10 protein-coding genes are annotated in these 12,920 nt (G+C 66.4%); 4 read left to right on the forward strand and 6 right to left on the reverse strand.

What is annotated here, in order from left to right; translation table 11 throughout:
• Nucleotides 1–163: 163 nt before the first annotated feature.
• On the forward strand, nt 164–1,984 hold the full coding sequence (locus tag HMPREF2896_RS03060; RefSeq protein WP_070717600.1) for a phosphoenolpyruvate carboxykinase (GTP): 1,821 nt from the start codon (nt 164–166) through the stop codon (nt 1,982–1,984).
• 56 nt (nt 1,985–2,040) lie between these two features.
• Here HMPREF2896_RS03060 and HMPREF2896_RS03065 read toward each other — a convergent pair whose 3' ends face one another.
• Complete coding sequence (locus HMPREF2896_RS03065) at nt 2,041–2,796, reverse strand: class I SAM-dependent methyltransferase (RefSeq protein WP_070717603.1); 756 nt, start codon at nt 2,794–2,796, stop codon at nt 2,041–2,043.
• Between the two features lie 24 nt (nt 2,797–2,820).
• Between HMPREF2896_RS03065 and HMPREF2896_RS03070 the strand changes: the two genes are divergently transcribed.
• Nucleotides 2,821–3,903, forward strand: coding sequence for a glycosyltransferase family 4 protein (locus HMPREF2896_RS03070; protein ID WP_070644506.1), 1,083 nt, complete (start codon nt 2,821–2,823; stop codon nt 3,901–3,903).
• Here the strand turns inward: HMPREF2896_RS03070 and HMPREF2896_RS03075 are convergent.
• On the reverse strand, nt 3,827–5,329 hold the full coding sequence (locus HMPREF2896_RS03075) for an MmpA family trehalose lipid delivery protein (protein ID WP_083311442.1): 1,503 nt from the start codon (nt 5,327–5,329) through the stop codon (nt 3,827–3,829). The two genes, HMPREF2896_RS03070 and HMPREF2896_RS03075, sit on opposite strands and share 77 nt — an antisense overlap.
• Before the next feature lie 6 nt (nt 5,330–5,335).
• A complete protein-coding gene (locus HMPREF2896_RS03080; protein ID WP_070717607.1) occupies nt 5,336–6,310 on the reverse strand; it encodes a PorA family protein in 975 nt (324 codons plus the stop codon).
• A gap of 53 nt (nt 6,311–6,363) precedes the next feature.
• Here HMPREF2896_RS03080 and HMPREF2896_RS03085 point away from each other — a divergent pair, with 53 nt between their 5' ends.
• The gene (locus HMPREF2896_RS03085; RefSeq protein WP_070717610.1) at nt 6,364–7,524 is read left to right on the forward strand and encodes an acyltransferase family protein; all 1,161 of its coding nucleotides are present in this window, start codon (nt 6,364–6,366) and stop codon (nt 7,522–7,524) included.
• A 177-nt stretch (nt 7,525–7,701) separates the two neighbouring features.
• Here HMPREF2896_RS03085 and HMPREF2896_RS03090 read toward each other — a convergent pair whose 3' ends face one another.
• The 3 genes from HMPREF2896_RS03090 to HMPREF2896_RS03100 are packed head-to-tail and all read right to left on the reverse strand — an operon-like array spanning nt 7,702 to nt 11,791.
• Nucleotides 7,702–11,052: an alpha-(1->3)-arabinofuranosyltransferase domain-containing protein gene (locus tag HMPREF2896_RS03090; protein ID WP_070717613.1), complete on the reverse strand. Its 3,351-nt coding sequence runs from the start codon at nt 11,050–11,052 to the stop codon at nt 7,702–7,704.
• Nucleotides 11,053–11,054: 2 nt separating this feature from the next.
• Nucleotides 11,055–11,252: a DUF2613 domain-containing protein gene (locus HMPREF2896_RS03095; protein WP_010188604.1), complete on the reverse strand. Its 198-nt coding sequence runs from the start codon at nt 11,250–11,252 to the stop codon at nt 11,055–11,057.
• A 32-nt stretch (nt 11,253–11,284) separates the two neighbouring features.
• Nucleotides 11,285–11,791 (reverse strand): universal stress protein, encoded by a 507-nt coding sequence (locus tag HMPREF2896_RS03100; RefSeq protein WP_070562290.1) that lies wholly within the window; start codon nt 11,789–11,791, stop codon nt 11,285–11,287.
• A gap of 58 nt (nt 11,792–11,849) precedes the next feature.
• Between HMPREF2896_RS03100 and HMPREF2896_RS03105 the strand changes: the two genes are divergently transcribed.
• Nucleotides 11,850–12,911: a glycoside hydrolase family 3 N-terminal domain-containing protein gene (locus tag HMPREF2896_RS03105; RefSeq protein WP_070717616.1), complete on the forward strand. Its 1,062-nt coding sequence runs from the start codon at nt 11,850–11,852 to the stop codon at nt 12,909–12,911.
• The last annotated feature ends 9 nt before the right edge of the window (nt 12,912–12,920 follow it).

Consider the following 12,920-nt stretch of genomic DNA (forward strand, 5'->3'; position numbering starts at 1 on the left):
GTCCTCGACATAGTCGACATGAGCTGGGTGGATATAACCGGGGTGGCGGGCATTACACGTTCTGTTATCACCAGTATCCGTACTCTGGTTGGTGAAACGTCGATAGGGGAAACCTTCGGCGATATAAAGCACTCTGGCCACACCGACCACAGGAGAATGTGAGATGACCGCAACTATTAAAGGCCTTGTAGGTGAACTGCCCACGAAGAACGAGAAGCTTATTTCGTGGATCAGTGAGAGCGTCGAGCTCTTCCAGCCGGAAGAGGTCGTCTTCGTAGATGGCTCTCAGGAGGAGGCTGACCGTCTCGCCGCTGAGCTCGTGGAGAAGGGCACCCTGATTAAGCTCAACGAGGAGAAGCGCCCGAACTCCTACCTGGCGCGCTCGAACCCGTCGGATGTCGCGCGCGTGGAGTCCCGCACCTTCATCTGCACGGAGACTGAGGAGGACGCAGGCCCGACCAATAACTGGGCCCCGCCGGCGGCCATGAAGGAAGAGATGACCGAGGCCTTCCGCGGTTCCATGAAGGGCCGCACCATGTACGTGGTGCCTTTCTGCATGGGCCCCATCAGCGACCCGGACCCCAAGCTCGGCGTGCAGCTTACTGATTCCGCTTATGTTGTGCTCTCCATGCGCATCATGACCCGCATGGGTCAGCAGGCTCTGGATAAGATTGGTGAGAACGGCGATTTTGTCCACGCCCTACACTCCGTTGGCGCTCCGCTGGAGCCGGGCCAAGAGGATGTCGCGTGGCCGTGCAATGACAAGAAGTACATCACGCAGTTCCCGGCAACCAAGGAGATTTGGTCCTACGGTTCCGGCTACGGCGGAAACGCCATCCTGGCCAAGAAGTGCTACGCGCTGCGTATCGCTTCCGTCATGGCGAAGGAAGAAGGCTGGATGGCAGAGCACATGCTCATCCTGAAGCTCACCAACCCGGAGGGCAAGAAGTACCACATCGCGGCCGCCTTCCCGTCCGCCTGCGGTAAGACCAACCTGGCCATGATCACCCCGACCATCCCGGGCTGGAAGGCTGAGGTTGTGGGCGATGACATCGCCTGGATGAGGCTGCGCGAGGATGGCCTGTACGCCGTCAACCCGGAGAACGGTTTCTTCGGTGTGGCACCGGGCACCAACTATGACTCCAACCCGATTGCCATGAAGACGATGGAGCCGGGCAACACCCTGTTCACCAACGTCGCGCTGACCGACGACGGCGATGTCTGGTGGGAGGAAATGGGCGAGGCCCCGGAGCACCTCATCGATTGGCACGGCAACGATTGGACCCCGGCTTCCACCACCAAGGCGGCGCACCCGAACTCCCGCTACTGCGTGCCGATCACGCAGTGCCCGTCTGCCGCTCCGGAGTTTGATGACTGGAAGGGCGTCAAGATTGACGCCATCCTCTTCGGCGGCCGCCGCGCAGATACCGTTCCGCTGGTGACCCAGGCCTTCGACTGGAACCACGGCACCATGATCGGCGCCCTGCTCTCCTCTGGCCAGACCGCTGCCGCTGAGGGCAAGGTCGGCGCCCTGCGCCACGACCCGATGGCCATGCTGCCCTTCATGGGCTACAACGCCGGTGACTACCTGCAGCACTGGATCGATATGGGTGAAAAGGGCGGCGACCGCATGCCGGCCATCTTCCTGGTGAACTGGTTCCGCCGCGGTGAGGACCGCCGCTTCCTGTGGCCGGGCTTCGGCGAGAACTCCCGCGTTCTCAAGTGGATTGTGGACCGCATCGAGGGCAACGTCGACGCTGTTGAGACCGTCGTGGGCCACACCGCTCGCCCGGAGGATATCGACCTCACCGGCCTGGACTTCGACATCGAAGACGTCCGCGAGGCACTTGCCGTGAACCCGGCCGATTGGGCTGGCGACATGGAAGACAACAAGGAGTACCTGACCTTCCTGGGCTCCCGCGTTCCGTCTGAGGTGTGGGACCAGTTCTCCGCGCTCAAGCAGCGCGTTGAGTCTGCCAGCTAGTCTTGGCATCTAAAGAATGCTCCCCTGCGGGGGAGCATTCGGCGTTTTACGGGGGATTAAGCGCGTAGGACGAGGACCAGGTTGGAGGTGAGGAACTCGCGAAGCACCGGCACCTTGGTCACCCACCAGGCCCAGGCAGGGTGGTAGCGCGGAAAGGCTGCGAGGAGCTGCGAGCCTTGCGACGTCACGCCCCGCGCCCAGTCCAGACCTTCGCGTGCGGAAAGCGCGAAGAGCGAGGTGCCGAAGACGTTCTTCGGCGGGTGGCCGTGGCGGCGGATATAGCGGTCGCGGGCGAACTCGCCGCCCACGTAGTGCTCCCACAGGCCGGTCTCGTGCCCGCCGAAAGGTCCCAGCCACACCGTGTAGCTCAAGACCACCAGACCGCCGGGTTTGGTCACGCGCAGCATCTCCTCGCCCATGGCCCACGGGTGCGGGATGTGCTCGGCCACGTTGGAGGAATACGTGATGTCGAAAGTGTTATCCGCAAAAGGCAGGCACGTGCCATCGCCGCGCACTGCTTGGGCCACTGAGATGCCGGCGGCGGCTATCTCACCCACGTCCGGCTCCAGCCCCACATAACTGGCACCGCGCTGGGCAAAGGCGGAAGCGAAATAACCGGGGCCGCCCCCGACGTCGAGCACGCGCGCGCCGGTGAGGGACAAAGAATGATCGCGGGAGAGGGCGTCGACAAGCGCGGCGGTGTCTTGGGCCAGGCCGCCATAAAAGACCGTGGGCGCTGTCTGCTCGAAGCGGAAGGAGCGCAGCAGCCGCCAGGAGCGGCGCAGGGTGGCCAAGGCGCGGGTGCGTTTCATAACCCACTAGGCTAAAGCATCGTCATGAAAATCCTTCTTTTATGTTGGCGCGATTCCACCCACCCGCAGGGTGGCGGTTCCGAGCGCTACCTTGAGCGCGTCGGCGAGTACCTCGCTGCCCAAGGCCACGAGGTGGTCTTCCGTACTGCGCGCCACATGAACGCCGCCAAGCGCGAGCGCCGCAACGGCGTGCTCTATTCGCGCGCTGGGGCCAAGTTCAGCGTGTACCCGCGCGCGTTGGTGGCGATGTTGTTCGGGCGCCGCGGTTTCGATGTCGTGGTGGATACCCACAACGGCATCCCGTTCTTTGCGCGCCTGGCCACCCGGGCGCCCGTGGTGATCCTGACGCACCACTGCCACCGCGAGCAGTGGCCGGTGGCCGGGCCCGTGCTGGCGCGGCTGGGCTGGTTCCTGGAATCTCGCGTGGTCCCCGCGCTGTATCGCGAGAACACGTGGGTGACGGTCTCGGAAGCCTCGAAGCGCGATTTAGAGAAGCTGGGGATTCACGGTGCGCGCATCATTGAGAACGGCCTTGATCCCCTGCCGCAGCACGTGCCCACCCTGGAGCGCGAGGCCGATATCCACCTGGTGACGCTGTCGCGCCTGGTGCCGCACAAGCAGATTGAACACGCCATGGACACCGTGGCGCGGATTCCGGGGGCGATTCTCGACGTCATCGGTTCCGGCTGGTGGGAATCCCAGCTGCGCGAGTACGCCCGGGCCCACGGGGTGGAAGACCGCGTGCGCTTCCGCGGTCAGGTCACTGAGGACTATAAACATGCGCTCCTCGCGCGCGCCGACGTGCACCTTATGCCCTCCCGCAAAGAAGGCTGGGGTTTGGCAGTCATGGAGGCGGCCCAACATGGGGTTCCCACGGTAGGTTATGCCTTCGGCCTGCAAGACAGCGTTATCGCCGGTGAGACTGGTGTGCTGGTGCAGCGCGAGGAGGAGTTCGCGCAGGCGGTGCGCACGCTTGTCGACGATCCCTCCCTCCGCCACCGTTTAGGCAACGCGGCGCGCGAGTTGGCGGCTACTTTTTCGTGGGAGAAAACCGGCGCGCGCTTCGAAGAGTTGCTAGAAGCGGAAGTGCGCACCAAGCGGCGCTAAGAACCCACGGGGCGGGTGTCGGTTGGGCGTTCGTGGTGACAACGATGCGGCCATCCTCGACGACTGCGCCCACGCCGAGTTCCTCCAGCCGGTTGAGGTCGCGGTTGGTCCAGGCTTCGGCGGCCGCGAGGTAGCGCGGCGATGGCTCATCCACTGTCACACCGTCGACGGTGAGCTCCCCGGAGTCGAGCTTGTTCGCGGCCTTGGAGTAGGGGTCGAGGGCGATGCCGCCGTCGACTACGACCATGGCGGGGCGGTCGGCGAAGAAGGTCAGGCGGCCATCGAGCTCTTCGATGAGCTGGCGGTCGATGCCCGTCTCACGCGGCTTCAATACGGCGAGCTCCCGCGGGGCATCGGGGGCTTGGAGCAGGCAGGCACACAGGGCGAGCGCGGCCGGAAGCTGGCGCAGGGACGCGATGCCCGCCACGGCCAGCGGCAGGGCGAGCAGGCTGAGCTTGGAGGAATCGCGCAACAGGCCCGCGCCGGGGATGTGCTCGATGGCGAACGCAGTAAGCCCGGGCGCCAGCGCGCCGAGGATCGCCAGGCCCATGCCGAGAACCGCCAGGGCCGCTAGCGGGCGCACCTCGCGCCGGGACAGGCGGGCAGCGCCCAAGACGGCGAGGGCGGCAACAGCAAGCCCCGCCACGGCGAAGCCATGTTCGCGGGAGGCTGGCACCGCTGCGGCGTTCCAGATGCCACCGAAACCCAGCAGCGAGCCGACCGTTCCCACATAGGCCTCCGCGCGCGGGGCGAAGGCCGCGGTTTGGGCGGCGGGATCACCGTTAGTCATGGGCGCGGCCGAAAGTCCGCCCACAAGGCTTGGAATCAGCCACGGCAACCACAACAAGACTGAGCCGCCAGCGAAGAGCCACCTTCTTCGCCCTTCGCGCTCACAGACAACCGCGATGAGGCCCCCGAAGAGCCCGCCGGTGGGCGTCAAGGACGCGGCCCACAGCGCCAGCCACGCCACGCGCGGGTGGCAGTTTAAGCACCCCCACGCGATCACGGGCGCCAGCCAGGCCGCGACCGCCAGCGACCACTGGCCCTGCAAGAGGCGCTCGATGACGAAAGGATTGGCCACCGCGCACGCCATCGCCGCAGCTGCGGCCCACGGGCTGAATTGTGGGCGCTGGCACGCCCACAGACCCGCCACCCACGCCGAGGCACTCGCCGCACCGAGGATAAAAACCCTGGCTATCCACGCCCCGCCAACGAGGGCAAGCACCCCGTCCTGCGGAGCATTGCGCGCAGGCAAATCGCCGGCGCCGAAGGCAGAGGCGGTGAACGCTGGGTGCTCAAGCAACACCATGTCGCGCCACAGGAACTCGCCGGGCAGCGCAAAGGGCCAGCACACCGCGAGAACGAGCACCACGCCCCACGCGCCGAGGGCGGTGCGCACCGCGCGGGAAGCCCAGGAGGTAGTCACGGGTGCCTATGCGCTCTGCGCTGCATGGCGGCGCATGAACATCGCGGCCGCCACCGCCAGCAACGCCACGCCGATGGCTTTGCCCAGCCAGCCCACGAGGCTCAAGATCTTGACCGTGTCGATGACCCGGCGGACAGAGTCGAGGCGTTCGGTGCGGGTGGAATCGGACCAGGAGAGGGGGACGTCGAGAAGCGCACGCTCGTGTGTGTCATCGGCATCGACCATCGCCTGGGCCTGGCGCGCATCCGTGGCCCAGAAGATGCGCGGGTGTTCCTCCTCGTTGACGATGGTGCCGGTCGTGGGCTCGACCCACACCGTGCGGCTCACGGCGTAGAAAGGCTCGAGGATGACGTGCGATTTCGGCTTGAGGTTGTAGCGCTCTAAGGATCCCGGCGAGTAGAAATCGCCCGCCGGGCCGGAGCGGTGGGCGTCGAAGGCGAAGACCTCCCCGAGCGAGACCGGCGCGACATCCTGGTGAAAGACGTAGGTGGGGATGCCGTCGAGTTTTTCATCGCGCAGGAAGTCGATGGGCTCCGTGTCCTGTGTCAGCGGATCGAAGAAAGGATAGGAGCGCTGCTCCGCGCCGGAAGGGAAGAAATAGCTGATGCCGTCGCGCTCCACTCGGTCTTCCACCTGCACGTCGAAGGCGGGCAGCTCGATGTGCTGAGTCGTATTCGGCCCCGCCACCGGGTAGGCGGATTCGCGGTTGAGCTGGGATTCCTCGGTGATGTGCGCGATGGTCTCGCCGTTTAAGGTGAGGTCAGTGGTGGACTGCGCGCGGGCCACGGAATCCTTCATCGCGGGGGCGGTGGTGGTGTGGCGGGTAAACGTGACTCCGTCGTGCTCCGCGTGGATCTCTAGGTTGAGGTCCCTGGGCAGGGGGCGGGACTGGTTGTTGTACAGCGGCGGAAGGATGGACCCGAGTATGAGGAACACCGCGGCGGCAATCGTCACCTGCGCTAGGCGGGAGCGAAGGAACACGTCAGCTCCGATCGGTCGAGGGATTCACTGCAGAAATAGTATCGTAGTGGGCCATGCGCTTTCTCCCTGAGCTCGAAGGCGTGCGTGCGCTGGCAGCGCTGGCGGTCGTGATCACGCACGTGTCCTTCCAGACGGCCACCGGCTGGGCTTGGGCTGAGCGCTTGGATTATGGGGTGGCGGTCTTCTTCGTGCTCAGCGGATTCTTGCTGTGGCGTCGACGACATGCGCATACGGCGGGGCAGTATCTTCTTTCCCGCGTGGCGCGTTTGGCACCGCTGTATGTCGTGTGCGTGGTGGCGGTACTCGCCTTGCTTCCCGACGCCTCCCCCTTAACCCTCCCGCAAGTCATCACCAACCTGACCGGCACGCAGCTCTATATTGCTGACGGCCTGGTTCCCGGGTTAACGCAATTGTGGTCGCTGTGCGTGGAGTTCGCCTTCTACGCGGTGTTGCCGTTGTTGGCGTGGGGGTTGGATAGGTTTTCTGCGCGTTTAAGGGTTGTGCTTCTTGCGGTTGCTGGCGTACTGAGTTTGTTCTGGGGCTTCCTGCCATTCGTAGCCGGTTATGAATCCGGGGATGTCAATACTCAGATTTGGCCGCCGGCGTATTTCTCGTGGTTCGCGGTGGGGATGCTGGCCGCGGAGGCGGAGGCCGCGCAGGTACGCCTGCGCGCCGGGCGGATTGTGCGTCCGGTCTGCTGGGTGGTGGCCGCGGGCTGCGTGTGGCTGGCGAGCCGCGAGTGGTTCGGCCCGCAGGGGCTGGTGCATCCTGAGCCTGGCGAGTTTGCGCGCCGCATCGCGGTGGGTGCTGTGTGCGGGGCCTGCATCGTGGTGCCGGTAGCGCTGGCGCCGCGGGAAAGCTGGCTGGCCTCCGAGTGGATGCGGGCGCTGGGCCGCTGGTCTTATGGGGTTTTCATGTGGCATGTGGCGGTGCTGGCCATTGCCTTCCCGCTGTTGGGTGTGTCTGCCTTCTCGAGTGCTGCCGGGGATTTCGCGGTGGTTTCGGTCTTTACTGTGGTGGTCAGCTGTGTGCTGTCTGCCGCGACCTATGTGCTTGTCGAGGTCCCCGGCCGCGACCTCATCCGCTCTCTCGCCTTTACTCGCGGTCGTATCGCCGTCCCGCGTTCGCTGCCGCGCCTCGCCTCCGATTCTGCGAGCGCTTCCGGTTCCGGATCCCCCGCCAGCGCCGCTGGCTCTACTGATTCTGCTTCCTAGCCGGCCGCTGTGGCCGCGCCGCCGCTTCACACATGGCATTTTCCAGAAGGCATTAGTCAAACGGTTTCCTTGACCCCAAACAAACCTTTTGCATCGCCGCAGATGGTTTCCTTGACCCCAAAGACACCATCTGGCTAATGCCTTTTGAGGGGAACCATATGCGGTGAGGCAGGGTACCTACGGCGTGCTGCGGGGTGGGAGGCAGGCGCACGTGATAGCCGCAATGCAGAGTAGCTGCACGAGCAGCGAATCGCCGGCGTAGCCCTCTGCAGGCCAAGGTGCGCGGGCGAGCATCGCGCCCGCGGCCAAGGTGAGCGCGCCCGCCAGGTAGTCGGGGCGCAGCGTGGTCCAGCGGGTAATGACCCACGCCGCGGCAGCGGCGGCAACACCGGGAAGACCCGCGACGAGCACCATCGTTGCCGCGACGAGTAGCGCCAGACGGACACGCGCCGAGAGAGACGAGTGGGCAACACGGGCGGGCGAGGCCGTTTGGGAAGCCGCGGAGGATACCGGGAGGGCGGCATCGGCGACTGGGCCGCTTGCGGCTGAATCGTGTGTTGCGTAAGCAGCAGGCGAGGCAGCGGAGGTGGCGGGGGAAGCGGATTGAGGGCGGGGGCCGCGGGCCATGACGAGCAGGCACAGCGCGGTGGTCAGCGCGGCGAGCGCGCCGCCGAGGCCCAAGCCGACGCGATAGGCGCGGTCGGCAGCAAAAGACATGTGGAAGGTGCCACTGGCACCGGCGGGGACGAGGAAGGCCTGCGTGTCCGCATCGATGGAACGCGGTTCGAGGGCCAGCGGTTCCGAGCTAGTGGCCGGCGTCGAGGCCGGCGCTGAGTTTGGTGCCGAACCTGGTGTCGAGACCGCGGCTGTGTTGGGGGAGCGCAGCTCGCCGCGCAGGCCCTCGTTGAAGGCACGGCCGGTGATGAGGAGGCGGTCGTGGTCGGCGGGCTCGATGGGCTCACCAGAGGTGAGCCGAGCAAAGTCGTGGTTGCCGCCGGAAGCGAGCGGGGTATAGCCGGTGTCGGATGGGTCGGTTGCGGCGGCCGGGTCCGCGGAGGAACCGGTTTTGTCCTCGGAAGCTGCGCGCGAGGAAGCGGGAAGGGGCGCGGGCAGGGAAGACACGGTATCGGTCAGGGCTGCCCAGTCGCCGGTGGTGCGCAGGAGGTGCTGTCCCGCGGAGAGATTGAGGGTGGTGTTGGGGGCGTGGGGGGAGCCGTCGATAAGCACTGTCTTCTCGCCGGAGACCCGCACCGTCATATCGCGCGGGACGGTGAAAGAGCGGATGAGGATGTGTTCGTTGTCCTGCTGGAAGAGGAACTGTTCGGCATCCGGCGAGTTATCGGGCACGGTGACGATGCGCCGCGGGGTGGGCTGGTCCACGATGGAGGCCTCGGCAATCCCGGTGCGGCGCTGTGGCTCGATGCGGATGGTGGAGGCCTGCGCGCCGGGCACGCGGATATCGCGGGCGCGGTAGGCCTCCATGGTGACGGTGACCTTGGAGTCGCCGTTGTGGATGGTCACCTCAGTCGTGCCCGTGGTCATCAGCCGCAGCGTAGGCGAGGTCCACGAAGACGCAGAATGCAGCTCTAACCAGCCGGAATCGCCGGGTGCTGGCCACCAGGCGGTGGAGTTTTCGTCGTCGACGGCCGCGGTGAGAGAGCGCGCCGGGTTTGCCCCGCCGAAGGCGGAGGCATCTGCGGCAGACGAGGATGCGATGACGCGGCCATCGTGCTCCACCACCTGGGTCAGCGGGCCGGCAGAGGGATAATCGCGCAGTCGGTTGCGCACCGTCGATGGGTCGCTAGAGGCCAACGGCGCGGACACTGGGCCGGAAAGCGTGCCGTAGTTGCGGTCACGCAAGGTGGGAGTATCGGTGACGATATCGGCGTTGGCGGAGACGAGCTCGTGGGGGCCTTCCAGGAGCGCGAGCGATTCCCCACCGCCCGCCACGCGCGGCGGGTCCGCAGGCGCCAGGTTCATGGAGAGGTCGGGGTCGAAGACCACGACGTCGACCTCCCCGAAGGTGTGGACCTCGCCCGGGATGTGGTCCGAAGAACCAGACATGAGGTCGTGGCGCACCGCGACGGCCCCGATGCCTAGGCGTTGCAACACTAAGGGCGCGGTGGCAGGGTCGCGTTCGATCTGCGCCATCGCACCGTCCAGACCACGGATGGCCTCGGGCGGGATGAGGGGGACGGCGTCGCGGACGGCCCAGGGGACGTCGAGAAGCGGCTGCGCCGGCTCATCGCGCGTCCACCCCCAGTCCTGGCGGGCAAAGGACGCCGGTGGGTAGATGAGCACGCGCGTATCCAGGCTGTTCATGAAAGAAGCGGCCTCCTGCCAATAGCTGGGCACCTCCTCGTAGGCCCCCTTCGGCAGTAGCCTGCCCGCCCACGCCGGGGCGGTCGCGCCCATCACCACGAGGCACACCAGAAGGCCCGCTGCTTCACGACGCCCCAGTGCCAACGTCCGCGGCAACCTCACCCGGGCAGCAATCGCGGCCACGCCGAGTACCAGTGGGATGCGCACCAGCGGGTCGAATTTGTGCACATTCCGCAACGCGGCCAGCGGGCCATCGAGCGCGTCGAGGTACCACGCGGCATGCGTGCCTAATATGGCCACGCCCACGAGCAACATCGCAGGCCACAGGCGCGGCAGCCGGGCCAGGCCCATAAGACCCAGGGCGGCCACGGCCACGGTGACAAGCACGAAGACCGGCTCGGTGGCCAGCTCGTTGCCGGCAACGCGCTCGGTATCCACAAACGGCGCCCAACTGGTGGTGCCGCGCAGGATTTCCGCCAGGTTGAGCCACCGCGTGGTCACGCCGGCGGACTCGATGAATTCCGTGAAAGGCGGGGCATAGCGGCCCAGGATGAGCAGCGGGGTAATCCACCACGCGGATACCGCAGCGCACCCAGCCAACCACACCAGGCCGGTCTTGCCCGCGCGCCGCCACAGCAGGATCACACCCGCCGGCAGGCAAGCGGCGAGTGTGGCCGTGGCGTTAACCGCGCCCATGCACGCCACCGCCACCACCGAGGGTGCGGCATCCCGCCAGCACAGACGGCCCGGCCGCAGGAAGGGCAGCAGCACCCAGGGGGCCAGCATGACCGGCCAGGTCTCCGAGGAAATCGCGCCCAGCGTGGTCAGCGTGCGCGGGGAGAGCGCATAGAGGAGGCTGCCCATCAGCGCGGCATAGCGCGGCGCGGCGGGAAGCACTGTGCGGACCACGCGGAAGAAGCCCAGAAAGCCCACGGCCAGGACCAAGAACCACCAGGCGCGCTGCGCTATCCAATCCGGAAGTGGGTCCGCCAGCAAGAAGAACAAGCCCTGGGGGAAGAGGTAGCCATAGGCCTGGTTCTGGAGCTGGCCCAGCGTAAAAGTATCGGTATAGGCGTGCAGGGCGCCGGCCAAAAACCCAGCCGGGTTGGCCACCAGGTCGTGCTTAGTATCGGCGGCGGTCAGCCCCCATGGCTGCACCAGAACCACGAGGGCTAAAAAGAAAAGCCCCCCGATGCGTGCGCGCACGCTTACTCGCGGGAGCCGTACTCCGGCCCGCCCATCACGGCGTCGGAGGCCTTGACGGAATTATCGTTTGGAACGGCATCTGCCTGCGAGAACTGCGCGATGCCCAGGATGGTTACGACACCTAGCGCTACGCCAACGACCGCGCTGCCCAGGGCCGGGCCCAGGGTGCGCTTGTTGAGTGAATCGCTGTCGAATGCCATGGCGCCAGATTCTAGCAGCTCGATGCCGCCTTTTAGGAGTGGCTCTCCGCTGCGTCGTCGTCCTCCTCATCGTTCTCCGGCGGAACGATGAAGACCGGCAGGCCTGCGTTGCGCACGATGTACTCCGCGGTGGAGTTGTTCCACAGCGAGCGGAAGCCGGTTAGCGCGCGGGTGCCGGTGACGATGACATCGATGTCGAGTTCTTGGGCGGCGTCGACAATCGCGCTCTGAATCGTCGTCACGGATTCCACCAGGTGGGCATGGCCCCGCAGCCCCAAGGTCTCCGCCTTGGCGATGCCCTGGCGGCAGATGGCGAGGGCCTCCTCGTAGGCCGGATCATCTTCCACGCTGTCTGGTGAGACCGTGGATTGGTGCAGCCCGGTGCGGCTGACGGCGCGGGCGGCCTGGCGTGCGGACGGCTCCCACGCGGTGAGGATCTCGACGTCGGTGGGGCGCAGGAGCCGCGCGGCGTACTCGAGGGCGCGGTCGGCGCGGTCGGAGCCGTCATAGGCAATGAGCATGGTCTCTCCGTTATTCATGTGACCATCCTAACAACCGGTTGTTTCCCGCGCGGGTGCTTCAGGCACACTGGTGGGCATGAGAAAAGCAATGCCCGCCCTCCTGTTGAGTGCTACCTGTGCGCTGAGCGCGTGTAGTGAGGAGCCTGTGCTTTCCGACGCCCCGCCCAGCGAAACCAGCGCCGCGGCCTCGAGCGCCGCGTCGGGGGACGCGGCAGAACACGATGCCGCGCTTGAGGGCGTCCGCGCTCGCGCTGCCGTCAAGCTCATGCCGCCGGCGCTGAACTACGAGGATGCCCGCGCGAAACTCGAAGCCGGCGTGGGCGGGCTCTTTATCCCCAGCTGGGCCGACCCTGAGCTGCTCAGCGATGGCCCGCGGGGAGTGAACGCCCTGCGCGAGGAGATGGGCCGTGACTTTGAAGTCTCCATCGATTTCGAGGGCGGGCGCGTGCAGCGCTTCTCCGAAATCTTGGGTGACTACCCCTCCCCGCAGGCCATGGCGGAAGGCCATAGCCCGGAGGAGGTCGAGGCCCTGGCCACGGAGATTGGGCAGAGCCTGCGCGCCCACGGTGTGACGGTGGACTTCGCCCCCGTGCTCGACGTGGATGGGGGAGACCTGGAGGTCGTCGGCGATCGCGCCTTCTCCACCGACCCACAGGCCGCCGGCGAGTATGGCGCGGCCTTTGCCCGCGGGTTGCAGGCCGCCGGCGTGAAGGCCGTGTTCAAGCACTTCCCGGGCCACGGGCGTGCCTCCGGGGACACACACCTGGGTGAGGCCGTTACCCCGCCGCTGGAAGAACTGTACGGACACGAGTTCGTGCCTTTCCACACGGCAATCCCGCAAGCCCCGGAAGCGGCCCTCATGATGGGCCACCTCGTGGTGCCTGGGTTAGGGGACGAGCCCGCCTCCCTCAACCCGCGGGCTTACCAGCTGGCCCGCGAGGAACTGGGTTTCGAGGGCACGATTTACACCGATGACCTGGGAGGGATGGCCTCCATCTCGGAGAACTTCAGCGTGCCGGAGGCCGTGGCCGCAGCCCTCACCGCCGGGGCCGATATGCCGCTGTGGTCCACCGACGATGACATCAACGCGGTCATCGACGCGGCCGCCGACGTGGTGGCCCAGCAAGAGGGCGACTAGTAAAAACCA

This window comes from Corynebacterium sp. HMSC069E04 (genome assembly GCF_001813175.1).
In the GTDB taxonomy this organism is placed as follows: domain Bacteria; phylum Actinomycetota; class Actinomycetes; order Mycobacteriales; family Mycobacteriaceae; genus Corynebacterium; species Corynebacterium aurimucosum.